Origin of the sequence: Vibrio injensis, assembly GCF_001895205.1 — a bacterium.
Classification (GTDB): Bacteria; Pseudomonadota; Gammaproteobacteria; order Enterobacterales; family Vibrionaceae; genus Vibrio; species Vibrio injensis.
Genome location: NZ_BDJF01000006.1, coordinates 356,740 through 382,550, shown reverse-complemented (window position 1 = coordinate 382,550; position 25,811 = coordinate 356,740). Strand labels below are relative to the sequence as shown.

Sequence of the window (25,811 nt, the reverse complement as noted above, 5' to 3'; positions counted from 1 at the left end):
ATCATTCTTGTTACATTGGTTTGCATTTTTATTGAGGTGTAAGTCTTATTATTGCCTTTGGTTATATTTTTTAAACCATTCACAAAAGCAACAAAATCGGTAAGTGATCCCTTGGCTGTCTGTTTCGTAAACAGGAGAAGCATCAGTAACAATAGAGGGAGGAATAATGCAAGAAATTATGCTTTTTCCGTTAAGTTCGATCGTATTGCCGGAAGGTAAAATGAAGTTGCGCATTTTTGAACCTAGATACAAACGAATGATTGCGGAATGCAGCAAAGCCAATAGCGGGTTTGGTGTCTGTTTATTGGATAATAAATCTGCCGCCAAACGTCACCAGCTTTCGTACCTCGGTACTTGGGTTAAAATTGTCGATTTTGAAACCTTAGACGATGGTTTATTAGGGATCACCGTTGTTGGCACTAAGCGTTTTTTTATTGAACAAGTACGTAGTGAGTCGGATGGATTACGCAAAGCGACGGTTCGTTGGTTAACCAATTGGCCGACGGCCCCGCTATCTGAGCAGCATCTATTGTTGAGTGAGCAGTTACAGCAAATTTATCAACAGTTTCCGCAAGTGGGGCAACTTTATTCACATCGATTTTTTGATGATGCCAGTTGGGTAGCCCAGCGCTGGTTAGAGATTTTACCGCTGTCGAAAACTCAATGGGAAGGTCTAGTGGATCACGACAACTGCCATCCTGCCTTATCTTTTCTTACACAAAAGATTGAAATTTATAACGATTGTTCTGGCGAAGGGCGGTAGTGAGAAAGTCGAAACCGAGTGATTATATCTGTTCGAACGTTGGCTTATCTGCCCGTTTCAGTCATTTGGGTATATAATCAATCTTTCTCTAGGTATTGAAATCTTCCTATTGCCAGTAAGTGATCCACGATAGTTTCTCTTACGTAGCATCTATTATTGGGGGAGACATCTCAAGCCAAGGTTTTGCAAGGACAGGTATCCTATGACGAGTCAAAATCCACAAACCTTTACCCGTGATGATTGGGCGGATTGTATGGAAAAGGTGCAGCAACAGGATAAAGCCGCTTTTGGTGTGGTTTTCCACTTTTTTTCTCCTCGTCTAAAGCAGTTTGTGATTAAGCAGTTAGGCAATGAGCAGGTTGCGATGGAAATTGTTCAAGAGACCATGGCGGCGTTATGGCAAAAATCGCATTTGTTTGATAGCCAGAAAAGCTCACTGTCTACCTGGATCTACACGATAGCTCGTAATCTCTGCTACGACTTAATGCGTAAGCAAAAAGGCAGGGAGCTACATGTACTTGCTGATGACATTTGGCCGACGGATTACTGTCCACCAGATTTAATTGACCACTATTCACCAGAGCATGAAAGACTGAAAGAGCAGGTGGTTAAGTTTCTCGATTTACTGCCAGAGTCACAGCAAAAAGTCGTAAGAGCTGTTTATTTGGAAGATTTACCGCACCAACAAGTCGCGGAAATGTTTGATATTCCTCTTGGGACTGTCAAATCACGTCTACGGTTAGCTGTAGAAAAACTAAGAACCTCGATCGATGCGGAGCCGTTATGAGTTATCATCCCGAATTATCATTACTTGAAGCGTATGCCCAAGGCAATGTTGATGCTTGTCATGGGATCGCTTTAGCGACACACCTTGAGCAGTGTGCTCACTGTCGTCAGGTGGTTAAAAAATTTGAAGATCAGCAGGGTGAGCAACTGATTGCGCTAGAGCAAGAGTTATCCAGTGATGATTGGAGTGGCATGCTGGCAGAGATTATTACAACCCCAGTGCCAAGTGCGCCAGTATTGGTCTCTGAGTCTTTACCGGTGACCATTAAGGTTAATGGCAAAGTGATTGCGATTCCTACGGCTCTACGACGTTTGATCCCTGCTGACACTAAATGGCGAAATTTTGGTGGTAAGGTTTACTCGCTTCCTTTGCACAGCGAAGATAAGGTGCGGATGAGCCTCATGTATATCAATCAAGCGGTGAGTGTGCCACAACACACCCACAAGGGCATCGAATCTACTTTGGTTTTGCATGGTGGTTTCCGTGATGAAGGGGGGCATTATGAGGTCGGCGATTTTATCCAACGTGACGCTTCTATTTGCCATGCCCCACGAACCGATGCTGGGCAAGATTGCTTATGTTTAGCCATCCTCACTGAGCCGATGATCTTCACTCAAGGTGTCGCGCGAGTGTTTAATTTATTTGGCAAAGGCATGTATCCCTAAACGAGCGATTTGTTAGCGTCGACCCTTCATGTTTCAGCCCATAGGTTTATACCTATGGGCTTTTTATTTGCACTTCATGTTGTTTATTGAAGCAATCTCTCTTTTTTGATTTTTTCTTGATAAAAACCAATCTAATCAATGGCAAACGTTTGCCAATAGTCACGAAATCGCTTGGTTATGAGAGCGGATTCAAATCTTTGTTAAGTGTTCTTTAGCGTTAATGATGAGAATAGCATTTTAACCACATGTATTTTATTGGTTTATTTTTTGTCAATTATTTATTTGCAACTTGAGTTTTTACTCTATCGTGTTTGTTGTCACAAAACCAAAACATTGATTGAGTTAATATTACAAGCTGTTGTGATTAATCTCACGTTAAGCAATCAAGATGACTTATAGCAAGGAAAATGGCATGCGAGTAATACATTCTCGAAAATCAGCGTTGCCTTTAGCGCTGTCCGCCGTGTTTTTAGCATTATCGGCAACGAGCCACGCCGCTCGAATTTATAGCGCCGATAATGGTGATTATATGGATGTGTTTGGAGAAGTTGGTGTTGGTGGATATTTTGGTAATAAAGCTAAGTTTAATCAGTTTAATGGTGATGAATCGTTTATTGATGATACGTTGGCAACGTTAGGTGCCAAGGGACAAGTATCTGGAATTCATTATCGTTTAGAGATCGATTATGTGCGTGAAAATTGGCCCAATGGTAGTGGTGATATGGTCACAGAGGTTGATAAAGCTTGGCTAGGTTACCGCCTATCTCCTCAGCATAATATTGAAATTGGTCTTAATGATACCGCTTTTGATGATTACGATGCGTTTGGTGACTTAACCATTGAAGGCGGCGTTGAAACTCAAGAAGCGGGGGATCAATCACGGACGATTAAATATGAAGGGCATTATTTTGATTTGATTCGCGTTGGCCTTTCTTACAGCTACCGAGCTGAAAGTTCATCTGGGGCGGCGTTAGGCAACTTAGTTAACGGCTATGTGGGCTATTTCTCAGACCCACTTTCTATTGTTTTAGGTGCAGAAAAGCGTAATGGCTCTGGTGGTGAATCTCGTTTGGGGGAGAAAACTCTCTACGGTATCGGCCTTCGCTATGCCTTATCAGACAATATCCTGCTCGGCGTCAATGGTTTTATTGAATATCAAGATGAAGCTCAGCGACGTACATTAATTAAAGAAGCTGTTGGTGATAAGCCTGCTGTGTATCAGTTTAACAACTATGAGCAGCTTAAAAACCAAGGCGGTTTAATCTCCGTTCAGTATAGCTTGACTCCACAATGGGATCTGATTGGTTCGGTCAACTACGAAAAGTATCAAAGCTGGGATAAGTTTGATCAGTACTGGGATGAACATCAAGATCGTTGGGATAGCTGGGGCGCGAGCCGCACTTGGCAAACGGTGGGCGTTCGTTACAAACCATCACGCTCAGCCGTGATTGAGTTAGAAGCCAATATTGGTGAGGCTCATTATGAGAGCTACGCCAAAGCCAGAATCTTTTTCTAGTCTTCAGCAAGGACAGCAAAGAATATGAATACCCAATTAAAAACTTTAACTGCCTCTATTGCGTTGACGCTGAGTGCATCCGCTTGGGCAGATATTAATGATATTGTGATTTCTCGTTATGTGATGGGAATGGGCAATGATAAAGCGATTGAAATTCTTAATACCAGTGAAACGACGGCTCACACTTTTGAAAATACCGCGCTGTATACCGTTGGAGCAACAAATGCGGGTGGGCCGCTATTTAACTTGGCCGATGTTTTAAATGGATTAACCCTACAACCTAAACAAGCGTTAGTCGTTTATAATGGAAGTGCCAGCAATGATCTGAAAAACGCCATTGACTCAACAGCCATCACCAAAACCCATAACCTTCCTTTCAATGGGGATGATAAGGTTTTCATCGCGACCATCATAACTAATGATGCTGCAGTCGCAGAAGCCAATATTCATGATGTTGTGGGGTTATCTCAACCGATACCAGGAACCAATAATAGTACTAATGGTTGGGGATATCGCCGCACTTTCCATCGATTACCCGATATAGCTCCGCAGCAAGAGTGGAGATCAACAGATTGGCATGAGTACCAGCCTTTCACATTTGTTGGGCTTGGCGACCGAACATTATATGGTGAAAATGCCAGTGAATTGCCAGAACCACCACCAGTGCCTGGTGTTTGCGATACCTCCAATGCCGAAAGCAAAACTATCCGTCAGATTCAAGGCGAAGGCGATTCATCGCCTTATGTAGATAGCGGTTTTTGGAGCTCTAAACCTTATAAAATTACTGGCGTGATAGCGCAGTTTTCTAAAGGTGTGGGAGATTGGCGAGGTGTGTATTTACAAGATAAATTAGCGGGTGACCGAGCTGGTTCGGATGGTATTTTTGTCCGTATGGATACCGCGAGTATGTCACCAGAAGACATAGGTAAAGAAATTTGTTTTGAAGCGCATGTTCAAGAATATTTTGGCATGACTCGTCTTTTAGCTAGTGGCACACCGAATAACTTCATTACTAATTATGATGTGATTAGTACTGGAAACATTCCAAGAGTGACCCCTCTACAAGTTCATGACAGTGATTATATCGGGGATGGTGATGATCGTCGTTTAGATTTTAGCCGTACTCTTGAGCGCCATGAAGGAATGCTGATTAAGCTACCGAAAGATGTCAATCCACTTGAAGAGGGAACGCAAGATATGCGTGTCACTCGTACGTTTAGCTTTGACTTCGGTTCGTTTAGACAAAATATGGTGTTGGCTTATGAACGTGTCAATATGCAGCCAAACCAACTGCATGTTGCAGGTAGTGATGCCTCTCAAGAACAAGCTAAAGAGAACCAACGTCGACGTGTCTTTGTTGAGAGTGATCGTCAAGCGCCAGATGGCGAGATTCCGTATTTCCCTGAATTTAAAGACAACCCAAATCGTAATGCCATCTTAGTTAATGACAGTGTGATGGATATTACCGGCATGCTGGTGTTTACTCGTGGTGAATACCGCCTCGTGATCCCAGAGTCTGATACCACAGTAACCAATAAAAACTTCAAGCGTAACGATATCCGACGTACTAACTATCCAGAATATCAAATTAATATTGATGGGCAGTTACAGAGTTTACATCTGAATAAAATTCCAGAGAATGGTAATCAAAATCAGATTGATCGATACCGTTATCAACGTCATGAGCAAGGTCGTTTTCCGTTAGTTGTTGGTTCTAAAAACGTATTGAACTATTTCAACTCACCTTTTACGGGTGATCCAAACCGCCATGGTACTAACCGTGGTGCCTTTGATATGGAAGAGTTTGAGTTACAACAAGCCAAGATAGTTGAAGCTTTGTATCGTATGGATGCAGATATCGTCGGTTTGTTAGAAATGGAAAATAACGGATTTGGTACGCGTTCAGCGATTGCTCAATTAGTGGATGAGCTCAATAAAAAATACACTCGTGATCGCTATACGCATCGTCATTTCCGTGATTCGATTCATAATCGCTATAGTTTCATTGCCATCGATTCTAATAACGATTTAGTCTTTGATCATAATGATCATATTGGTACGGATGCCATTACCAACGCTATTATTTATCGTCCCAATAAAGTGACCTTGATTGATAGCCAAGTCATTGAATTACCAAATCAAAATGCACCATCAATTACCAATCCAGAAACTGGGGAAGTGTACCTAGACTCACAAGGTCGGCCTATTAGTAGTGGTCGAGCTCAGCAACGTGATGCTTTAACGGCCACTTTTATGGTTCATAATACGGGTAAGCGTTTAACGGTATCGGCTAATCACTTCAAATCTAAGGGATCGAACTGTATTGATGATTGGCGAGGATGGGAAAGTTTCCCTAACTTTAAACCCGGTGATAGCCTACCAGACCTTGATTTCCAAGGGCAGTGTGAGCATTTTCGGGTTGCCGCCGCTTATGAATTAGGTAAGCAGCTCGATAAAATTCCAGGTGATAAGGTGATTTTAGGCGACTTAAACTCTTACGCTATGGAAGATCCGATGTTGGTGCTAACCTCTAACCCAACCGGTAAAGCGCTTTATGCTGGTCAAGATACTTATATTGGCAAACGTCCACAGTTTAGTGATTTAAGTGGTATTCGTATTGATCGTACCTTTGGTTATATCAATGCCGTACCTTATAAAGACGAGAAATTTGATCGTCCAAAGAGCTGGAGTTACTCATTTAACGATGAGCTAGGTTCACTTGATCATGCGTTGATTTCACCATCATTACGTCATCGTTTAGTTGATGCGATTGACTGGCGTATCAACAGTATTGAATCACCACTGTATGACTATAGTAAGCAAAATAATGGACGTCCTCATAAAGGCAGTCACTGGCAAAACTTCCATCATGATAATAATGGTCGAATGAATATCACTCATTATCGATCTTCGGATCATGATCCTGTGTTATTAGTCCTTGACTATAAAGTCGGTGAACGTGATGGTAATCAGCCAGTTGTAGTGACGATTAATAATAGTCGTATCGATATTCCATTAGCGATCCCTGCTGATGCGAAAAAAGGAGATACGGTAATATTAACATTTGACGGTTTACGCGAACCACAATTAGCGCGTATTCCACAGCCAATATTAACCAAAGACGGCCAACAAATGATCGAAGCTAGTGTGTTTGGCATTCCGGCAGGGGAATATACGCTTCACGTTCACTTAACTCGTCAAGTGATTGAAGAATCAACAGAAGTGGTGACGCGTAGTGGAGATGCTCCTAAAGTCACTCTGCAAACCGTTGAAGGAAGCTCGGTTAGCTTACCGATTAAAGTTGCTCGTCAGCAAGGATTACAGCCGGATCGCGTCATTCCAGAATATGATGGTACTGGTGGTTCAGCAGGCAGCACAGGTTTAGTTGGACTGATGTTAATCGGCTTGGCTGGTTGGTTACGCCGTCGTACTCAATAAACTAGCTTAATCCGTAAATAAAAATCCGCCTTAATTGGCGGATTTTTATTATCTCAAACATCTTAAGCAGAATTGGAGACCCTGATTAAGCGAGTCCTTGAATAATAACGAATTTCTCTAGTAACTGTTCTTCGCTTTCAATGTGCTTAGGATCCGTAATGATACAGTTATTGATCGGACATACCGACTGACAGGTCGGTTGGTCATAGTGCCCTTTGCACTCGGTACATAAATCTGGGTTAATTTCGTAAACGTGTTCACCCATCGAAATAGCGCCATTTGGACACTCTGGTTCACACATGTCACAGTTGGTGCATTTGTCTGTGATCAATAGTGCCATAATTATTTGCCTGTTGGGTTGCGAGTGTCTTGACCTGCATTGAGGTTACGCATTAATAACGCGTATTCAAGATCTAAGTCTTCTGGTACAGGGATAAAGACAAAATGGCCGTTGCCTTTCGCATCATCAATGGCTTGTGATTTACGGTTTTCCATCGCTTCAAGGGTAAAAATGATATTGCCTTTAGGGGTCATCAACTCAAGACTATCACCGACGCAGAACTTATTTTTCACTTCGACTTCAACTAAATCACCACGGCGTTTACCGGTAAACTCACCGACAAATTGCTGACTATCGGAGACAGAGTAGCCATAGTCATAGTTTTGGTAGCTATCATGCGTATGACGACGTAGGAAACCTTCGGTATAACCGCGATGAGCTAGGCTTTCTAAAGTGCCCATTAAGCTGTCATCAAAAGGCTTGCCAGCCACGGCATCATCAATCGCTTTACGATAAACTTGAGCAGTTCGGGCGCAGTAATAGAATGACTTAGTACGGCCTTCAATTTTTAGCGAATGAACGCCCATTTTGGTTAAGCGTTCAACGTGCTGAACCGCGCGTAAGTCTTTTGAGTTCATGATATAGGTACCATGCTCATCTTCAAACGCCGCCATTTTTTCTTCAGGACGATGGCTTTCAGACAGCAGAACGACGTCATCAATCGGTTTGCCTAATCCCAAGGTGTTATCTGGACGCTCTGCTTGTACTTCAATCGCTTGAGCTGCGGTTGGATCGAACTGTTCAACAATTTGTCCTGAGGCGTCTTCTTGGCCTTTTTCAACTTTGTACTCCCAACGGCAAGCGTTGGTGCAAGTACCTTGGTTAGGGTCGCGTTTATTCATGTAGCCCGATAATAAACAGCGGCCAGAATAGGCCATGCACAGTGCGCCATGAACAAAGATTTCTAGCTCAGTCTCTGGGCATTGTTGGCGAATTTCTTCAATTTCTTCCAGTGACAGTTCGCGAGATAAGATCACGCGTTCGACACCTTGCGTTGACCAAAATTTAACCGTTGCCCAGTTAACCGCATTAGCTTGCACTGACAAGTGAATCGCCATTTCAGGAAAGGCTTCACGCACCATCATGATTAAACCTGGATCAGACATGATTAACGCATCGGGTCCCATGTCGATAACCGGTTTTAAATCGCGAATAAAGGTTTTTAATTTTGAGTTGTGTGGCTGAATATTACACACCACATAGAATTTTTTACCTAATGCATGCGCTTCATTAATGCCGATTTGCAGATTTTCGTGATTAAACTCATTATTACGCACGCGTAGGCTGTAACGTGGTTGGCCAGCATAGACGGCGTCTGCGCCATAAGCAAAGGCATAACGCATGTTTTTTAGACTACCGGCGGGTGACAGTAGCTCAGGAATAAAAGGGGATGTTGTACTCATTATTGGCTTCTCAATCTGATCTCAAGTCAGGCCAATACCACCTGATGGTATTGGAAAGGGCGCAAATTTTACGTCAAAAGGTGAGCGGTGACCATACTCTTTTTCAGGTTATTATCCCTTGGTGATTGAGTTAGATTGAGAGAGAGGATTCAGGCTGGATTACCAGCCTGAATAGACGACTAGGCGTCGTTTGATGGTAAACCACCTAAAACGTCAAATAAGTTGGGTAAGAGAGCAGAAAACTCACCACACATTAACGAGAAATCAGCATCGAATCTTGCTGCTTGGTCTTCTCTTGGAATATCTTCGTTTTGATCTTTGAGCTCATCACTAAATGCCAAACGCTTTAAGCTGCAATCTTCAGCCAGAATAAAACTGATCCGCTCTTGCCAGTTGAGAGCTAACTTAGTCACCACTTTATTAGCGGCAATATGACTGATGATCTCATCACTAGTCAGTTCTTGCTTTTTACAGCGGATGATTGCGCCATCTTCTAAGGTTGATTTTAATTCTGCCTCTTCTAATAGCGTAAAGCCTTGTGGCACATTCCCGTCTTTAACCCATTGAGTTAATGTGGTTTCGACCGCAATTTCAGGAATTGCTGGTACGACGGGTAAGCTACCCATGGTTTTGCGCAGCAGAGCCAAAACATCTTCGGCTTTTTTATAGCTGCTAGCATCGACCAGAATTAACCCTTCTTTAGGCATGATCAATACATAGGTATAATGACTACGACTGAAGGCACGAGGCAGTAAGTCAATCATGACTTCTTCTTTTAATGTTTCTTTCTCTTTTTTCTTGAGTGGTCGACCTTCTTGCGTCTCAATGGTGTCGACTTTGGCATTCAAAGACTCTTTGATCACCGATGCTGGGAGCATTTTTTCTTCTTTTTTAGCGCAAATCAGTATTCGTCCATCGCTGACGTGCGTCATCATATCGCCGTGTTTACCAAGAGCATGCACCCAGCCAAACTTTTGTTTGTCTTGGCTTGAGCAAGGGCTAAAACGAAATTCAGCCAGTTGGGTTTCCAACTGATCCGCATTAAAAGGAATATCACGATTGACGCGATACACCATACAATTTTTAAACCACATAGTGCGCTTCTTCTAGTTGTTCACAATTCGCCTATGATAGGGGAATTGACGATTAATGTCTTATACTCTTACGGTTGAAATGACCGATGTGCTTGCGGTGTTCAATGATGGCAATGACATCGTTATCGGTGATGATTCGTGAACTTTATATGAAAATTAGTTTGCAAAGGTCACAAAAGTGTCATAATCATTTCCCATAATGCATAGCGTTGATTAATAACAAAGGTTATTCAATTATGTCTAGAAGGATTCTGGTCGTTGAGGATGAAGCTCCCATTCGTGAAATGTTGTGCTTTGTTCTTGAACAAAAAGGCTATCAAGCAGTGGAAGCTGAAGATTACGATAGCGCAGTAACTAAACTTGCTGAACCTTTTCCCGATCTTGTGTTACTTGATTGGATGCTACCCGGCGGTAGCGGAATTAACTTTATCAAACACATGAAACGTGAAGAGTTAACGCGTAACATTCCGGTTGTCATGCTGACCGCTCGGGGTGAAGAAGAAGATAAAGTGCGTGGTTTGGAAGTGGGAGCCGATGATTACATCACTAAACCGTTTTCTCCTAAAGAGTTGATTGCGCGTTTGAAGGCGGTCATTCGCCGCGTTACACCAACGTCATTAGAAGATGTTATTGATGTACAAGGTTTAAAATTGGATCCGGTGTCTCACCGAGTTACCGCCGATGATGTCGCGCTAGAGATGGGGCCAACCGAATTTAAGATGCTGCACTTTTTTATGACCCATCAAGAGCGCGTATACAGTCGAGAACAACTGCTGAATAATATTTGGGGTACCAACGTCTATGTCGAAGATCGTACAGTGGATGTGCACATTCGCCGATTACGTAAAGCTTTAGAAGACGCTGGACATGATAAGCTGATTCAAACTGTGCGTGGGGCAGGCTATCGGTTTTCAACTAAAGCTTAAGTAGGCCCGTTGTGGAGTATTATGGTTGAACGATTAACTTGGAAAAAGCTGGCCTGGGAGCTGGCTTTTTTTTACCTTCCCTGGCTGATTGTTGGCTGGGTATTTGGGCATATGCCTTGGTTACTGCTGGCCGCAACGGTATTGCAGCTGGTTTGGCATTTACATAATCAAGTACGATTTTCGGCTTGGTTATGGGATGAAAAGCGCTTAACGCCGCCTTCTGGTTCCGGGAATTGGGAATCGCTGTTTAATGGTATTTATCGTTTGCAGCAACGACAACGTAAAAAGCGTAAAGAGCTTACCAACTTAATTCGCCGCTTTCGTAATGGTGCAGAATCGTTACCTGATGCAGTGGTGGTGTTTCGCGCAGAAGGCAATATCGTTTGGTGTAACCGCTTAGCCCAGCATTTGTTGGGATTTCGTTGGCCAGATGATGCGGGACAACCGATTTCTAATTTGATTCGCACGCCAGGTTTTATCAATTATCTCCAGAAAAATGATTTTTCAGAACCATTAACTATGCATTCGCCACTGAATGTTGATCGCGCTTTAGAGCTGCGTATTGTGCCATACACCGAAGGTGAACATTTAATGGTGGTGCGTGATGTAACTCAGGTGAAACAGCTTGAAGGTATGAGACGAAACTTTTTTGCTAATGTATCCCATGAATTACGCACACCAATGACGGTACTGCAAGGGTACCTAGAAATGACTGAAGATCCTGATCTGTTACTGGGGCCGATGTGGCCGAAAGCACACGGCGTTATGACCGAGCAGTTGAATCGGATGTCGAGTTTGGTTAATCAATTACTCACTTTATCGAAAATTGAGGCTTCGCCTATTCATGAATTGGATGAAGTCGTTGACGTACCAGCTATGCTTGAAGTGTTAGAAAAAGAGGCTTTGAGCTTAAGTGGTGAGCAGGCTCATCAGATTCGTTTTAGTGTTGATAAACAGCTTAAAGTTTTCGCCGATGAAGACCAACTGCGTAGTGCTATTTCTAATTTAGTCTATAACGCGGTGAAATATACTCCAGCGGGGGCGAGCATTCATGTTCGCTGGCAGAATACTGAAAAAGGTGCACTGTTTGAGGTTGAAGACAGTGGGGAGGGGATTGCTGCTCAGCATTTACATCGTTTAACTGAGCGTTTTTATCGGGTTGATAAAGCGCGCTCACGAGATACCGGTGGTAGCGGTTTGGGGTTAGCGATTGTCAAACATGCACTTTCTCATCATGATAGCCATTTGGATATTCGTAGTGAAATTGGCGTTGGGAGCTGTTTCTCGTTTGTGTTACCAAAGCGTTTGGTGGTGAAATGCAATTAATACGTTGCTTGATGGTGATGCTCGTGAGTTTTCCGATTAGATCAGGATGGGCACAATCGCTCACTGATTATCATCGGGTACCGGGTATATCGGGGAGTGTTCTTTCTGTGGGCTCGGATACTCTTGCCGGGCTTACCACTCTTTGGGCTGAAGCATTTAATGAGCTGTATCCCAATGTTAATGCTCAAGTACAAGCGTCAGGTTCATCGACTGCACCTCCTGCCTTAACGGAAGAAACCGCACAATTTGGCTCGATGAGTCGGCCTATGCGTCTACGAGAGATTGAAGCGTTTGAACGCACCCATGGTTACAAGCCGACTGAGTTACGGATTGCGATTGATGCGATTGGCGTGTTTGCTCATCGAGATAATCCCATCGAGGGGTTAAATTTTACTGAGCTCGATCAGATTTTTTCAGCAACATTACGTTGTGGAGCAACGCAATCGATTGATCGTTGGTCGCAATTAGGGCTGGAATACTCGTGGGCACAGCGACGTATGCAGTTGTTTGGACGCAATTCGGTCTCTGGAACGTACGGTTACTTTAAGCAAACGGCACTGTGTGGCGGTGATTTTAAAGCTCGAGTCAATCAACAGCCGGGTTCAGCCTCTGTGGTGCAGTCGGTCGCGTCATCACTCAATGCGTTAGGGTATTCAGGGGTCGGCTATCGTGTATCAGGAGTGAAACTTGTCCCAATCGCGCGTCAAGGCCGAGATTATGTCTACCCCTCACACGATAATATTTTGTCTGGTGCGTATCCGTTATCCCGTTATCTGTACTTGTACGTCAATAAACATCCTGGGCGACCACTAATGCCGCTGGAAAGAGAGTTTGTGCGTTTTATCTTTTCTAAGCAGGGGCAAGAGCTGGTCGGTAAAGAAGGCTACTTACCCATTTCTGCTGAGGTGGCTCGTCAAGAGTTAGCGAAAGTGGGCATTGAGTGATCGCGTTAATCTCGCTTGATTTAAAACGTTAACGTCCAACCAACTTTATGCCAATAGGCTTGTTCACTGAGTAAATCGATGTGCAACAATTTATTGTTTTCAAGCCAATCCTGATCATGACAAGTTAACTGCCAATGCTCATCTTTGGCACTTAAGCGAATCTCGGGGAGTGGATCATCATTGCGCTGCCCATTTAGGACAATCGCTAGTCGTAATACACGGATAAGGCCGATGATGTGTTTTTTCTTGTAGAGATAGAAATCGCTCATTTCTCCAAGTTTTAGTGCTTTACGTTGAAAACGAACCAGTGTGGCGAGCACTCTTTGTTGTTCACTATTAAAACCTGGCATATTGGTGTGCTGTAAAATGTAAGCTGAGTGACGATGAAATGCTTGTAAGCTGATGCTAAGTCCTACTTCGTGGAGTAGCGCGGCCCATTCTAGCAGGGCAAATAAGTCACTGCTGGCTTTGAGTCCTAACTCGTCGCTTACTTGACTCAAAAACTCCTTGGCGTAACCTTTCACTTTTGCTGCATGCTCTAAATCAACAAAGTGTTTAACCGCTAAATTTTCAGTGGTACGTAAGCGGATATCGTCGTATTTGAACCTATCTTCCATTTCATACAGTAAACCTTCGCGCAATGCGCCATCGGAGAAATGCATTTCTTTGATTTTTAATGCGTTAAAGACTCCAGCTAGGATAGCTACTCCCGCAGGAAAAACGGCTTTACGATCATCGGTCAGTCCGGTTAATTGAATGTCCGCAATCTGGTTAGACTCGCACAGTTTATCGACTAGCTTATGCAATCGCTCTTGAGTAATCACGCCATCGTCGTAGCCTAAACCGATCAATACTTCATGAATGGCTTTGACGGTACCGGATGAGCCAAATGCGCGCTGCCAGCCTTTTTTACGGTATTTACTGGCCATGGACTCAAGCTTTTGCTCCGCCGATAAAATGGCTTGAGCAAATTTTTTCTTCGACAGTTTATCATTAGGAAAAAAGCGTTCAGTGTAACTGACACAGCCCATCTGTTTGCTGTTTACCAGCTCCGCCTCAAAGCCTTTGCCGATGATCAGCTCTGTACTTCCACCGCCAATATCTACCACTAACATAGAGTCTGCTTGCGGTTGAGTATGAGCAACGCCCAGATAAATTAATCGTGCCTCTTCACTACCGGGAATAATTTCGATAGGGAAAGGCATTACTTCTAACGCACGTTGCAAAAAAAGGTGGGCGTTATTGGCTTGACGTAAGGTGTGGGTGGCCGCGATACGGACATTCTCAACTTTGAATCCTTGCAATCGCTCAGCAAACATGGCTAAACAGGCTAAGCCTCGCTCAATGGAGGCGTGATCCAGGTTTTTTTGTTCGTCTAAGCCTAATGCTAAATGCACCCGTTGTTTATGGCGGCTGATCAGTTGCAAATCTTGTTCGACGACTTTCGCGACTACCATGTGGAAGCTATTGGAGCCAAGATCTATTGCGGCGATTTCTCGGCTGGTCGATTCGCTGTTTTCTGGAGAAGCGCTCTCAGAGTGGGTTTTCATTTAGCTCAATATTTCCTTTGTGCTTACGGGTTTCTTTTTCTATTTGTTTAAGGTAGTCGTAAATCGCCAATTGCGAACGTATTTTTTTCCGGTTGCCCCGTTTCACGTAACGGTTACTCATCTCTTTATCGATGACTCGAGCTTTGACGGTATCGGTAAACTGAAGATTAATAATATCGATAATCCGTTTTTTTAAACGCGGACTTCGAATTGGCGTAGTGACTTCAATTCGATGGTCGAGGTTACGTGTCATCCAGTCGGCCGAAGAAATATAGACTAAAGGGGCGCCATCGTTATGGGTGATCAGTACCCGAGGATGCTCTAAGAAACGATCAACAATACTAATGACACTAATATTATCACTGACACCGGCAATACCTGGGACTAATGAACACATGCCACGAATGATCATTTTTATTTTAACGCCTGCACTGCTTGCACCATAGAGTTTATTTATCATGCCTTTATCAACCAAATTATTCACTTTAACCATGATTTCGGCTTTTTTACCGCTACGGGCATTGGCAATCTCACTATCAATTAACCGATACAGTTGGGTACGGCTATTTCGCGGCGAAACCAATAAGTGAGTAAATTTAACGGGGCGGAATGGATTTTCAATATACGCAAACACATTACGCACTTCATTGGTGATTTCGTGGTCGGCGGTTAATAAAGAAAAATCGGTGTAAATTCGTGCAGTTTTTTCATGGAAATTTCCCGTCCCAATATGTGCATAGCGCACTAATTCAGTCTCTTCTCGACGAGTGATCAACAGTAACTTGGCATGAATTTTCATTCCTGGGATACCAAAAATTACGTCAACACCCGCTTCAGTGAGGATCCGGGACCATTCAATATTGGCTTCTTCATCGAAACGCGCTTGTAGCTCGACCACCACGACAACACGTTTTCCGTTATGTACGGCATCGATTAATGAGTTCATTAGCTTAGAGTTTTTAGCGACCCGATAAATGTTGATTTTAATACTGATGACTTTGGGGTCAAACGAGGCTTGGCGGACCAACTCGGTGATGTGTTCAAAACTGTGGTATGGGTAGTGGAGTAAGACATCTTGGCCACGAATGGCATCAAAGGCATTCAAATAGCCCTCAAAATCAGCACATTTCAGAGGTGGTAACGCACGGTTTTCTAAATAGTCACGGCCTACATTGGGGAAGGCGATAAAGTCTTTAAAGTTGTGATAACGACCACCGGGAAGCAGACTATCATAATAAGAAATTTTGAGTTTTTCACACAAGAATGTCAGCATGGGTTCCGGCATATCATGCTCGTAGATAAAACGTACGGGCATGGCGGTGAGTCGCTGACTTAAGCCTTCTGATAACTGTTCAAGTAAACTGTACTCAACTTCACGGCGTAAATCGTATTCTGCATCTCGGGTCATTTTGATAGCGAAGCCGTGCAGCGTGTCGTAATCAAAAAAGCCACGGAAAATATCATCTAAACAGTAACGAATGATGTTATCGAGCAGAATGATGGTTTTTCTTCCTTTGCCTTTTTGCTCTGGTAGCATGACAAAACGAGGGAGATGATCGGTTGGGATCTCAATGAGGGCATAGCTTGATTGTTGCTCTTTTTTGAGTTCAACGGCAATGTACGCATATTCATCTTTAAGAAATTGCAAGACATCAATATCATCACGCAGCAGTAGTGGCGTAATATGGGGTAATACTTCTTTATAAAAATACTTAACGATCCACTTTTGTTGCATGGCATCGAGTTGCGTTTCATTGACCAAAAAAATTCGTCGACGGGCCATCTCGACAATTAGCTCACTGTATAAGCGATCAAAATCTTGATTGAGTTTAAACGCTTTGCTCTGCATTTTACTCAGTAGATGCTTGGAGCTATCTTTTACGCCTTGTTCACGATTGATCAAAATCCGTCGTTTGACATCAGCGAAACGGACTTTATAGAACTCATCTAAGTTATTAGAAAAAATACCTAAAAAACGAATTCTCTCAATTAAAGGCACCGTTTTATCTGCCGCTTCTTGTAACACGCGCTCATTAAACGAAAGCCAACTTAACTCTTTGTCAATGTACAACTTTTCAGTACTCATGGATTCCTTTCTTTCTCTTAAGCTCGAAAACCTTGCTCAGCTTAAAGCGTCGGTTTTCGCCATGCTTATTGATTGTCTGGTTTATATTTTACTTCGCTTCAGTCACATGGTTTATCTCTGTTCACTCGTACCAACGGGGTAGTTGACTTCCAGCGGTGTTGTGACCGAGCGAATAACGATGATGATTGTGCAAACTAAAGCGATGATATGACATAATTATTACAAATTGAGTTGATACGGAGTTGTTTTGTTTTCAGTTGCTTATCTGCGCTGTAATATAACCGTCACGTATTTGAAATAGTATACTCTGTAGCACCATAAAGTATGAAACACTTCACATAGTTAAGTGGACGCTCATTCTGATGCGCCTTTTATGTTCATGATACTGTTCTTACTCTTCGTGCTGTTGGAACACTGAAGCTTTCTAGGTTTGGTCGCCTCTCAAGATAACAAGGATAGAGTAAATTGATGCCCCACAGTGAATTTTCATTACAGCAACGAGATCATAAGCGACGTTTGAAAGATCGTGGCGTTCGCTTTGCGGTAACCTGTGGTGGGGTTGGCGTTCTAGCCGCTCTGATTTTAATCTTTGTTTATCTGGCCTTGGTCACTCTGCCACTTTTTGCCGATGCGAAAATTAATCCAAGCTTTGCTAAACAAACGATTTCTTCTGTACAACCTCAGTTATTGGCGATGGACGATTATGGTGAGCATCTGTTCGTGGTTGATGAGTTGGGACAGGCCGAGTTCTGGTCACTGAAAGTATCCAGTGATCAACCGTTATGGCGGCAGGCACTGCCTTTTTCCCCTGCGCAAATAGTCGCTGGTACCGCGCAAGATGGCTGGTATGCTGTATTGGATTCTGCTCATCAAGTGCATCTTTTTCGTCCGCGATTTGATTACTCGATTACCCAGCAGAAACGAAAATTCACCCCTATCTTGGAGTCATTAACCACCGAATCGGAATGGATTGCTGCACCAGAGGAAGCGGTGATTGAGCAGTTTAGTTTTGCGCTAACGACGGACTATCTTTACACGGTCAGTTATTTGGCCGATCAACGCGTGATGATTCGTTGGCTGGGGCGACAAGCGCCTTTAGCAATGGCAGAAACGGTGTTACCTGCTCGCTATGCGCAGCTGGATCAACTCCTCATGATCCCTGATGGTCAAACGATTTACTTACGTACAGGCTCGCAACTCGCAGTCATCCAGCGTGATGGTGAAACGTATCGACTACGGGAACAGGTCGATCTTAGTCGCGGCGACCCACAGCGTTTAGTGACGAATATGACCTTGTTATCCGGTGCTTATTCTTTGCTGGTAACCTACGAAAATGGTGTTGTTAGCCAATGGTTTGATGTTTTACAGCAAGGCCAACGTCAGTTGCAGTCGATTCGTGATTTTCAGTTGGCACCGTCTATTCAGCTTTTGCTCACGGATACTCAGCGCAAAGGTTTTTATACTTTTTATCCCAATGGTACGCTGCAAAGCCATTATACCACCAGTGAAAAGCTGGTGCTGTTTGAGCGGGTTTTCCCTAGAGCACCAACGTTAGCGGTGATGTCGAATAACGAGCGTTATATTGCCACTTGGGACGATGGAATGGTTCAGGTCATTGAATTGGATAATCCTCACCCTGAGATTTCCTTTTCAGCACTATGGAAAAAAGTCTGGTATGAAGGCTATCCAGAGCCGCAGTTTGTGTGGCAGTCAACCGCGGCGAATGAGCAGTTTGAACCTAAATTAAGCTTAGTCCCAATTGCGTTTGGTACATTGAAAGCGGCTTTTTATGCCATGCTATTTGCCGTGCCGATAGCGGTGTTTGCCGCTATTTATACCGCTTATTTTATGAAACCCGCGATGCGTCGAGTGGTGAAGCCGACCATTGAATTGATGGAGGCGCTACCAACGGTGATCATTGGTTTTCTCGCTGGGTTATGGTTTGCTCCTATCGTAGAAAACAATTTGGCGGCTGTGGTGGCACTGTTAATTGGTTTACCGATTGCGACGTTAATTATTGGTGTTGTCTGGTCTTGGATGCCTAAACGTTATTTAGGCTATGATATTTCCGGTTGGCAAGCACTGATCTTGGTGCCATTGATGATGGTTATTATGGCATTAACTCTCTCTTTTAGTCATGTCATTGAGCAAGCATTGTTTGCTGGCGATGTACTGCTCTTTTTGGATCAAAGAGGCATTGGTTTTGATCAGCGTAATGCGTTAATTGTGGGTATTGCGATGGGGTTTGCTGTGATCCCCACGATTTTTACCATTGCAGAAGATGCGATTTTTTCGGTTCCGAAACATTTATCGGACGGCTCTTTAGCTCTCGGTGCAACTGGCTGGCAAACCTTAACGCATGTAGTGTTATTGACCGCCAGTCCAGGAATTTTTTCGGCAATCATGATGGGGTTAGGGCGAGCGGTTGGTGAAACCATGATTGTACTGATGGCAACAGGGAATACGCCCATTTTAGATTGGAATATTTTACAAGGCATGCGCACTATCTCTGCCAACATTGCGATTGAATTGCCCGAGTCTGCAGTGGGGAGCTCTCATTATCGAGTCCTGTTTGTAGCGGCGTTATTGTTGTTTGTTTTTACTTTTATCGTTAACTCCTTTGCCGAGTGGGTGCGTCAGCGCTTACGCGCTAAATATCGTTCATTGTAAGAGGGGGAGATAATGAAACTAACTCAGCAATTTCAATCAGGCTCCCCTTGGATATGGATGACCGCTGGCGCTGTTAGTATCAGTTTGATTTCAGTATTAGGCTTATTGTTATTAATTGGCTGGAAAGGATTAGTCTATTTTTGGCCAGCCCCGCTCTATCAGTGGCAAACCGAGGATGGTAAAACCTTAGTGGGGCAACTCTACGCTCAAGAAAAGGTGACGGTTAAGCACCTTCTTGAAATGGGCATAAGTCTACCTGAAGAAGCGATTGCGCAAGGCCACGTGCAACGATTAAACATTAAGGTGGCTAATCGAGACATTTATCAGGCCGATTTTGTGTCGATCCTTGATATTAAGTTGTCACCAGCGACGCTTGCCCATGGCTGGCTCGTCTTGCAACGAACTCATGACGGGCAGTTTTATGGTAAGCCAATTGGTTTCGAATCGACACTCATCAGTCAAGATCAGCCTTTAAGTACATCGCAGTGGTTAGCAACGGTTTTTGCACAAACTCAGCAGATAAGGGCTGAGATCGAGCAACAAGTTCGCCCACGAATTCGTGAATTAGCCAATCAGTTGGCGATGTTTGACCAATCTGGGCATCGTTACTTAGCCCAAACTTCTCCCCAACGTATTGAGCGTCAGAAAAAAGAGCAACAATGGCTCAGTGAGCTTGCTGAAGCTGAACAACGATTAGAAACGTTAAGAACGACATTAGATGATCAGCGGCTTTTATTGCAAGATATGGCTGGCAATACGATTGGTATTCCAATGAGTCAGGTGCTCGACTATTGGTATCCCAATGAAATGACCAGCGGTGAAAAAATTATTCGCTGGCTGAAAAACTTATGGGATTTTCTATCCGATTCACCTCGCGATTCGAACTCTGAAGGTGGCGTCTTTCCTGCCATTTTTGGTACGGTGTTGTTGGTATTGATCATGTCAGTGATTGTCATGCCACTGGGGGTTATTGCTGCGGTTTACCTTCATGAATATGCCAAAGATAACGCTTTTACGCGTTTAATTCGTGTTGCGGTGATCAACCTAGCGGGGGTGCCATCAATTGTTTACGGCGTATTTGGACTAGGCTTTTTTGTGTATACGATTGGTGCAAGTATTGATAATGTGTTTTATGCCGATAGTTTACCAGCACCTACCTTCGGTACGCCGGGATTATTGTGGGCGGCATTAACTTTAGCGGTACTTACCTTGCCAGTGGTCATTGTGACCACCGAAGAGGGGTTAACACGTATTCCACCATCAGTACGTTATGGTTCATTAGCGTTAGGGGCAACACAGTTTGAAACCATTTGGCGGATAGTGCTGCCGATGGCTAGTCCAGCGATGATTACTGGACTTATTCTGGCGATTGCTCGCGCCGCTGGCGAAGTGGCTCCCTTGATGTTGGTTGGGGCAGTTAAGCTTGCTTCAAACTTGCCTGTCGATAGCGAGTTTCCTTTTGTACATCTAGAGCGCAAGTTTATGCATTTGGGATTTCACATCTACGATGTGGGTTTTCAAACAACGAATATTGAAGCCGCTCGTCCCTTAGTGTATGCCACGGCTTTTTTGTTGGTGACCGTGGTGGTAGTGCTGAATTTAACCGCTATTCATATTCGCAATAACTTGCGTGAAAAATACCGAACCTTAGGACAAGATTAAACATGTTTTCTGTTGAGCAAACATTAGGTTATCAACCGCCGTTAGATGTTCATCATTTAACGGATCAGCAAACAGCGATTGCTATTGAAGAACTCAGTTTGTATTACCAACAAACTCGTGCTTTAAACGGTATTTCGATGCGTATTCCCAAGGGGCAGGTGACGGCATTTATTGGTCCTTCCGGTTGTGGTAAATCAACGTTATTACGCTGTATTAATCGGATGAACGATTTAGTTGATGGCTGTCGAGTTGAAGGCGCGGTGAAACTGCATGGTAAAAATGTTTATGACAGTAATGTTGATGTGCCGACACTGCGACGCCGAGTCGGTATGGTCTTTCAGCGTCCCAATCCTTTTCCTAAATCCATTTATGAGAATGTGGTCTATGGTCTACGCTTACAAGGTATAAAAAATAGTCGAACACTTGATGATGCTGCAGAGTATTCGTTACGTGCCGCCGCTTTGTGGGATGAGGTGAAACATCGTTTGCACGAAAATGCATTTGGATTATCCGGTGGACAGCAGCAACGCTTGGTTATTGCGAGAGCGATAGCGATTGAACCTGAGGTCTTGTTGTTGGATGAACCTACTTCGGCATTGGATCCTATTTCAACCTTAACCATTGAAGAATTGATTCATGAGTTGAAAAAACAATATACCGTGGTGATAGTGACGCACAATATGCAGCAAGCGGCGCGAGTCAGTGATCACACCGCTTTTATTCATATGGGGAAATTGATCGAGTATGCCGATACGGATTCTATTTTCACCTCTCCATTGAAAAAACAGACGGAAGACTACATTACTGGTCGATATGGCTAATCAAATAGCAAATAATAGGATGGCATGATGCAGTTAGGCCGACATATCTCAGGGCAATTTAATGTCGAACTCGAATCGATTCGAACCCATGTATTGACCATGGGAGGCTTGGTTGAGCAGCAACTCTCTTTAGCAATGCAGGCGCTGCACAAAGAAGATATCGAGCTGGCTCGTAAAGTCGTGCGTGATGATCATCAAGTCAATGAGATGGAAGTATCAATCGATGAAGCGTGCACGCGGATCATCGCCAAGCGCCAACCGACAGCCAAAGATTTGCGTTTGATTATGGCAATCATTAAAACCATTACCGATTTAGAACGCATTGGTGACGTTGCGACTAAGATGGCCTATATCGCTATTGAAAGTCCGGCGGATAAAGAACGTCGCTTTCAAGTTTCATTAGAGCCTCTCTGCCGTCAAGCCATCGCTATGTTGCATCAAGTCTTAGATGCTTTTGCTCGTATGGATGTCGTGGCGGCGGCCGCTTTGCATAAACAAGATGATAAATTAGATCAAGAATATGAAGCGGTGATCCGTCAGTTAATGACTTATATGATGGAAGACCCGAAAAATATACCGCACATTTTACAAGTGATGTGGTCTGCACGTGCTATTGAACGGGTCGGTGATCGTTGCCAAAATATTTGCGAATACATTATTTACTTTGTGAAAGGAAAAGATGTTCGTCACTTGGGCAAGCAATCGATAGATGATGTTTTACGCTAAACTAAGTCTCTCAATTTTTTAGCGACTTGAGCAATCGCGGTTGGATCGGTTACCGGGATCATAAAATCATCCACATCCGCTCGGCCCATTTTTGCCTCAGCCGATTTGAGCTGCATGTGACTGGGGCGCGTGCTTTTACCAGATAAGTGAACTTCCTGTACGCCGGTTTGTTGAATAATCTGTGTCACATTATTCGCGGTTAAACCTGCGCCTGCCATAATGCGAATCCTGCCTTTGGCGAGAGCGACCATCTCTATCAAGGTGGTGATGCCTTGTTCTACTTGATTTGCTTGACCAGAGGTAAGTACTCGCTCACATCCTAAGTCTATTAATGTTTCAAGTGCTTGACGAAAATCTCGACATTGATCAATTGCTCGGTGGAACGTCACACCTAAATCATGTTGCTGAGCACGAGTAACCAGTTGTTTGACCTGTGATTCGTCTATCTCCCCCTGTGCGGTTAAGGCTCCAATGACGACACCTTGAAGCTTAGCTTCGGCCGCAGCATCAATATCATCTAACATCACGGCGATGTCATCACGATCATACAAAAAATCGCCTTGGCGTGGTCGTATCATGGCATACACTGGAATGGTTGATAGGCGAGCACTTTGCTTCATCATGCCATAGCTGGGGGTTAGCCCTCCTAATGCTAACGCTGAGCAAAGTTCGATACGCGTCGCTCCTCCTTGGATGGCATAATGCAGCGATTCGATATTATCAATACAGACTTCAAGTTCATAATTCATGAGATTTTCTCACTTAGACGGTTTGCGTTGTTGATGCTGATTTTATCAGTCTGTCGCGACAGCGTCTGTTAACCTAAGGTCTGAAATAGAGGTAAAGTTACGCAGGTAGCCTTTCCTTAAATACCGTTAGTGAGTGATTTAGAGAGCTTAGTAATTGACGTTTATTGTCGATGAGAGAGATGAAAAAAAGCCCAAAACCGATTGGTTTTGGGCTTTGATGACTTTACTTATAACTGATTGGCTTATGCGTTAAACGCTTTTTATTGTTTCCAACCTTTATCAGTACGACTCGAGTTGAGCGCGAGCCATTAATAGGCCTATGGTGGGCCTATTAACTTATTTTTTACCTAGATCAGCAGCATGCTCAGAAAGGAAAGCCGCAACACCTTCGCTAGACGCTTTCATACCGGCTTTGCCTTCTTCCCATTGTGCTGGACAAACTTCACCGTGTTTTTGGTGGAAGTTTAAAGCATCGACCATGCGTAGCATTTCATCGATATTACGGCCAAGAGGTAGGTCGTTAACCACTTGGTGACGAACTAGGCCTTCTTCATCAATGAGGAATGAACCACGGAATGCAACACCTGCTTCTGGATGCTCGACATCATAAGCTTTAACGATCTCATGTTTGATATCTGCAACCAATGGGTATTTAACTTGGCCGATACCGCCGTTTTCTACAGGGGTATTACGCCATGCGTTGTGTGAGAATTGTGAATCGATAGAAACACCGATCACTTCAACGCCTTTAGCTTGGAAATCTTCAAAACGCTTGTCAAAAGCGATAAGCTCTGAAGGACAAACGAAAGTGAAATCAAGAGGGTAGAAGAAAACAACGGCTTTCTTACCTTTTGTAAACTGTGCAAAGTTGAAGTTTTCAACGATTTCACCGTTACCAAGAACAGCTGCAGCAGTAAAATCAGGGGCTTGACGACCTACGAGTACCATTTTTTTGCTCCTAAGATGATGGTTAATACTTGATAAAACAGCATGTTTTACCAAGTCCATTTGAACGAGACAAACTATAGTACACCATGTAGCATAGAAAAAAGCGAATTAAATAGATTAAGTTAATCGAAAAAAGCGATAGCTATCCGATGATTGAGAATGCTTAATACGGGGAAACCGCGCTTTGATTTATTTGAGCGGATCATAAAGAGAATACGATGAATAAATGGCCAAGTTTAAAGCAGCTACATTATCTGATTACATTATATGAAACGCGGCATTTTAGTGAGGCTGCCGAACGCTGTTTTGTTAGTCAATCGACACTGAGTAAAGGCATTCAAAACTTACAGGCTCTGATTGGTTGCCCTTTATACGAGAAATCGGATAAAAAAAGCCCGTTGGTTTTTACCTATGCCGGTGAACAAGTGGTGAAAGGGGGCCGAGAATTGTTAGCGAAAGGTAAAGATCTGCTGGAGTTAGGGCAACAGTGTCAGAATGGGCCAATGGAGGGGCAGCTTAAACTAGGCTGTATTCCGACGATCGCGCCTTTTTTATTGTGTGATTTGGTGCAAGAACTTAATCAGCGTTACCCTAAGTTGCACTTATTATTACGCGAAGATACGACCGCTAATCTTTTAAATGCTTTGCGAGTTGGTGAACTCGATGTGCTGATTCTGGCATTACCGATGGATATTGGTCAGATGGTCAGCCGAATTGTTGGCAGAGATCCTTTTCGGATGGTTATCAGTCGTCAGCAAGCAAACAGTATTCGAGTGCCAATCACCTATGATGACTTACCAAATGAGTCTGTGTTTTTATTAGAGCATGAACACTGCTTAACCGAGCATGCGGTATCTGCTTGTAAGTTAACTGATAAAGAAAAAATTAATCCTTTTATGGCAACCAGTTTACATACTTTAGTGCAAATGGTGGCCAATGGATTGGGTATGACGTTCATTCCGCAAATGGCGATTGAACATGGCCTGTTAGATAATCAAAATTTGGTGATCATTGATCCTCCCGGTCAACAGGCTTATCGGGAAATTGGTGTGGTATGGCGTCCTGGCTCATCTCGCCAGCCGACTTTCGAACAGCTTGCTGAAGTCGTCGCTCAATTACTATAACCTCGTTATAGAGCAATATAAGAGATGTGCCTTGCCTATTTGAAGCCGCAGCAGTGTTATACCCTTCCGACTTGAAGCTGCAGGGGTGTTGGCTACGTTCGTTCGCCCCAATCACATAGTCTATCTATGCTCATGGGGACTATGAGAGCCATCCGTGGCTCTCACCAAAGGCCAGCCTACGGCTGTTCAAATTTGTTCCAGACAAATTTGTCACTCACTTGCCGCCTACCTGCAACTCCAAGTGGTTTGGGTGTTGCTAGGTTTATTCTTCTT

20 protein-coding genes are annotated in these 25,811 nt (G+C 43.6%); 13 read left to right on the top strand and 7 right to left on the bottom strand.

From position 1 onward, the window contains the following. Positions 1 to 166: 166 nt before the first annotated feature. The 5 genes from BSR11_RS01860 (at position 167) to BSR11_RS01835 (ending at position 7,169) form a co-directional block, all read left to right on the top strand. On the top strand, positions 167 to 763 hold the full coding sequence (locus BSR11_RS01860; RefSeq protein ID WP_072668801.1) for an LON peptidase substrate-binding domain-containing protein: 597 nt from the start codon (positions 167 to 169) through the stop codon (positions 761 to 763). A 202-nt stretch (positions 764 to 965) separates the two neighbouring features. Continuing rightward, a complete protein-coding gene (locus BSR11_RS01855) occupies positions 966 to 1,550 on the top strand; it encodes an RNA polymerase sigma factor (protein ID WP_072668800.1) in 585 nt (194 codons plus the stop codon). Then, positions 1,547 to 2,215, top strand: a complete 669-nt coding sequence (locus tag BSR11_RS01850; RefSeq protein WP_072668799.1) for a ChrR family anti-sigma-E factor — start codon at positions 1,547 to 1,549, stop codon at positions 2,213 to 2,215. The genes BSR11_RS01855 and BSR11_RS01850 overlap by 4 nt, the downstream gene beginning before the upstream one ends. 412 nt (positions 2,216 to 2,627) lie before the next feature. After that, on the top strand, positions 2,628 to 3,731 hold the full coding sequence (locus BSR11_RS01840; protein WP_072668797.1) for a porin family protein: 1,104 nt from the start codon (positions 2,628 to 2,630) through the stop codon (positions 3,729 to 3,731). Between the two features lie 24 nt (positions 3,732 to 3,755). Further along, positions 3,756 to 7,169, top strand: coding sequence for an ExeM/NucH family extracellular endonuclease (locus BSR11_RS01835; RefSeq protein ID WP_072668796.1), 3,414 nt, complete (start codon positions 3,756 to 3,758; stop codon positions 7,167 to 7,169). Between the two features lie 85 nt (positions 7,170 to 7,254). Here the strand turns inward: BSR11_RS01835 and BSR11_RS01830 are convergent, their stop codons facing one another. From BSR11_RS01830 to rdgC, 3 genes are all read right to left on the bottom strand, one after another. After that, a complete protein-coding gene (locus BSR11_RS01830; RefSeq protein ID WP_072668795.1) occupies positions 7,255 to 7,509 on the bottom strand; it encodes a YfhL family 4Fe-4S dicluster ferredoxin in 255 nt (84 codons plus the stop codon). Between the two features lie 2 nt (positions 7,510 to 7,511). Then, entirely contained in the window at positions 7,512 to 8,912 is a 1,401-nt protein-coding gene (gene trhP / locus BSR11_RS01825) for a prephenate-dependent tRNA uridine(34) hydroxylase TrhP (RefSeq protein ID WP_072668794.1), read from the bottom strand. 179 nt (positions 8,913 to 9,091) lie between these two features. Beyond that, positions 9,092 to 10,006, bottom strand: a complete 915-nt coding sequence (rdgC, locus tag BSR11_RS01820) for a recombination-associated protein RdgC (RefSeq protein ID WP_072668793.1) — start codon at positions 10,004 to 10,006, stop codon at positions 9,092 to 9,094. Between the two features lie 236 nt (positions 10,007 to 10,242). On the opposite strand from rdgC, the gene phoB reads away from it, so the two are divergent. The 3 genes from phoB to BSR11_RS01805 are packed head-to-tail and all read left to right on the top strand — an operon-like array spanning position 10,243 to position 13,202. After that, positions 10,243 to 10,932, top strand: a complete 690-nt coding sequence (gene phoB / locus BSR11_RS01815) for a phosphate regulon transcriptional regulator PhoB (RefSeq protein ID WP_072668792.1) — start codon at positions 10,243 to 10,245, stop codon at positions 10,930 to 10,932. Between the two features lie 21 nt (positions 10,933 to 10,953). Beyond that, positions 10,954 to 12,258: a phosphate regulon sensor histidine kinase PhoR gene (gene phoR / locus BSR11_RS01810; protein ID WP_072668791.1), complete on the top strand. Its 1,305-nt coding sequence runs from the start codon at positions 10,954 to 10,956 to the stop codon at positions 12,256 to 12,258. Between the two features lie 17 nt (positions 12,259 to 12,275). Next, positions 12,276 to 13,202 carry a PstS family phosphate ABC transporter substrate-binding protein gene (locus BSR11_RS01805; RefSeq protein WP_072668961.1) on the top strand — a complete coding sequence of 309 codons (927 nt, stop codon included), beginning with the start codon at positions 12,276 to 12,278 and terminating at the stop codon, positions 13,200 to 13,202. 20 nt (positions 13,203 to 13,222) lie between these two features. Here BSR11_RS01805 and ppx read toward each other — a convergent pair whose 3' ends face one another. Beyond that, positions 13,223 to 14,752: an exopolyphosphatase gene (gene ppx, locus BSR11_RS01800; RefSeq protein WP_072668790.1), complete on the bottom strand. Its 1,530-nt coding sequence runs from the start codon at positions 14,750 to 14,752 to the stop codon at positions 13,223 to 13,225. Next, positions 14,736 to 16,838, bottom strand: a complete 2,103-nt coding sequence (gene ppk1 / locus BSR11_RS01795; protein ID WP_072668789.1) for a polyphosphate kinase 1 — start codon at positions 16,836 to 16,838, stop codon at positions 14,736 to 14,738. The genes ppx and ppk1 overlap by 17 nt, the downstream gene beginning before the upstream one ends. Positions 16,839 to 17,306: 468 nt before the next feature. Between ppk1 and BSR11_RS01790 the strand changes: the two genes are divergently transcribed. Genes BSR11_RS01790 through phoU form a run of 4 tightly spaced genes read left to right on the top strand, consistent with a single transcriptional unit; the run spans position 17,307 to position 22,717 of the window. Further along, positions 17,307 to 19,508, top strand: coding sequence for an ABC transporter permease subunit (locus BSR11_RS01790; RefSeq protein WP_072668788.1), 2,202 nt, complete (start codon positions 17,307 to 17,309; stop codon positions 19,506 to 19,508). A 12-nt stretch (positions 19,509 to 19,520) separates the two neighbouring features. Continuing rightward, positions 19,521 to 21,170, top strand: coding sequence for a phosphate ABC transporter permease PstA (pstA, locus tag BSR11_RS01785; RefSeq protein ID WP_072668787.1), 1,650 nt, complete (start codon positions 19,521 to 19,523; stop codon positions 21,168 to 21,170). A gap of 2 nt (positions 21,171 to 21,172) precedes the next feature. Then, positions 21,173 to 21,991, top strand: a complete 819-nt coding sequence (gene pstB, locus BSR11_RS01780; RefSeq protein ID WP_072668786.1) for a phosphate ABC transporter ATP-binding protein PstB — start codon at positions 21,173 to 21,175, stop codon at positions 21,989 to 21,991. A gap of 27 nt (positions 21,992 to 22,018) precedes the next feature. Continuing rightward, entirely contained in the window at positions 22,019 to 22,717 is a 699-nt protein-coding gene (gene phoU, locus BSR11_RS01775; protein WP_072668785.1) for a phosphate signaling complex protein PhoU, read from the top strand. On the opposite strand, the gene BSR11_RS01770 is transcribed toward phoU, so the two are convergent. Next, on the bottom strand, positions 22,714 to 23,466 hold the full coding sequence (locus tag BSR11_RS01770) for a copper homeostasis protein CutC (RefSeq protein WP_072668784.1): 753 nt from the start codon (positions 23,464 to 23,466) through the stop codon (positions 22,714 to 22,716). The genes phoU and BSR11_RS01770 overlap by 4 nt on opposite strands. A 336-nt stretch (positions 23,467 to 23,802) precedes the next feature. Then, positions 23,803 to 24,414, bottom strand: a complete 612-nt coding sequence (locus BSR11_RS01765) for a peroxiredoxin C (RefSeq protein ID WP_072668783.1) — start codon at positions 24,412 to 24,414, stop codon at positions 23,803 to 23,805. A 218-nt stretch (positions 24,415 to 24,632) separates the two neighbouring features. Here BSR11_RS01765 and BSR11_RS01760 point away from each other — a divergent pair, with 218 nt between their 5' ends. Continuing rightward, on the top strand, positions 24,633 to 25,538 hold the full coding sequence (locus BSR11_RS01760) for a hydrogen peroxide-inducible genes activator (RefSeq protein ID WP_072668782.1): 906 nt from the start codon (positions 24,633 to 24,635) through the stop codon (positions 25,536 to 25,538). The last annotated feature ends 273 nt before the right edge of the window (positions 25,539 to 25,811 follow it).

Excerpts from the sequence above, each read along its gene's own strand:
- BSR11_RS01860 (WP_072668801.1), top strand. The coding sequence starts at position 167 with ATGCAAGAAATTATGCTTTTTCCGTTAAGTTCGATCGTATTGCCGGAA.
- BSR11_RS01855 (WP_072668800.1), top strand. The coding sequence starts at position 966 with ATGACGAGTCAAAATCCACAAACCTTTACCCGTGATGATTGGGCGGAT.
- BSR11_RS01850 (WP_072668799.1), top strand. The coding sequence starts at position 1,547 with ATGAGTTATCATCCCGAATTATCATTACTTGAAGCGTATGCCCAAGGC.
- BSR11_RS01840 (WP_072668797.1), top strand. The coding sequence starts at position 2,628 with ATGCGAGTAATACATTCTCGAAAATCAGCGTTGCCTTTAGCGCTGTCC.
- BSR11_RS01835 (WP_072668796.1), top strand. The coding sequence starts at position 3,756 with ATGAATACCCAATTAAAAACTTTAACTGCCTCTATTGCGTTGACGCTG.
- BSR11_RS01830 (WP_072668795.1), bottom strand. The coding sequence starts at position 7,509 with ATGGCACTATTGATCACAGACAAATGCACCAACTGTGACATGTGTGAA.
- trhP (WP_072668794.1), bottom strand. The coding sequence starts at position 8,912 with ATGAGTACAACATCCCCTTTTATTCCTGAGCTACTGTCACCCGCCGGT.
- rdgC (WP_072668793.1), bottom strand. The coding sequence starts at position 10,006 with ATGTGGTTTAAAAATTGTATGGTGTATCGCGTCAATCGTGATATTCCT.
- phoB (WP_072668792.1), top strand. The coding sequence starts at position 10,243 with ATGTCTAGAAGGATTCTGGTCGTTGAGGATGAAGCTCCCATTCGTGAA.
- phoR (WP_072668791.1), top strand. The coding sequence starts at position 10,954 with ATGGTTGAACGATTAACTTGGAAAAAGCTGGCCTGGGAGCTGGCTTTT.
- BSR11_RS01805 (WP_072668961.1), top strand. The coding sequence starts at position 12,276 with ATGCTCGTGAGTTTTCCGATTAGATCAGGATGGGCACAATCGCTCACT.
- ppx (WP_072668790.1), bottom strand. The coding sequence starts at position 14,752 with ATGAAAACCCACTCTGAGAGCGCTTCTCCAGAAAACAGCGAATCGACC.
- ppk1 (WP_072668789.1), bottom strand. The coding sequence starts at position 16,838 with ATGAGTACTGAAAAGTTGTACATTGACAAAGAGTTAAGTTGGCTTTCG.
- BSR11_RS01790 (WP_072668788.1), top strand. The coding sequence starts at position 17,307 with ATGCCCCACAGTGAATTTTCATTACAGCAACGAGATCATAAGCGACGT.
- pstA (WP_072668787.1), top strand. The coding sequence starts at position 19,521 with ATGAAACTAACTCAGCAATTTCAATCAGGCTCCCCTTGGATATGGATG.
- pstB (WP_072668786.1), top strand. The coding sequence starts at position 21,173 with ATGTTTTCTGTTGAGCAAACATTAGGTTATCAACCGCCGTTAGATGTT.
- phoU (WP_072668785.1), top strand. The coding sequence starts at position 22,019 with ATGCAGTTAGGCCGACATATCTCAGGGCAATTTAATGTCGAACTCGAA.
- BSR11_RS01770 (WP_072668784.1), bottom strand. The coding sequence starts at position 23,466 with ATGAATTATGAACTTGAAGTCTGTATTGATAATATCGAATCGCTGCAT.
- BSR11_RS01765 (WP_072668783.1), bottom strand. The coding sequence starts at position 24,414 with ATGGTACTCGTAGGTCGTCAAGCCCCTGATTTTACTGCTGCAGCTGTT.
- BSR11_RS01760 (WP_072668782.1), top strand. The coding sequence starts at position 24,633 with ATGAATAAATGGCCAAGTTTAAAGCAGCTACATTATCTGATTACATTA.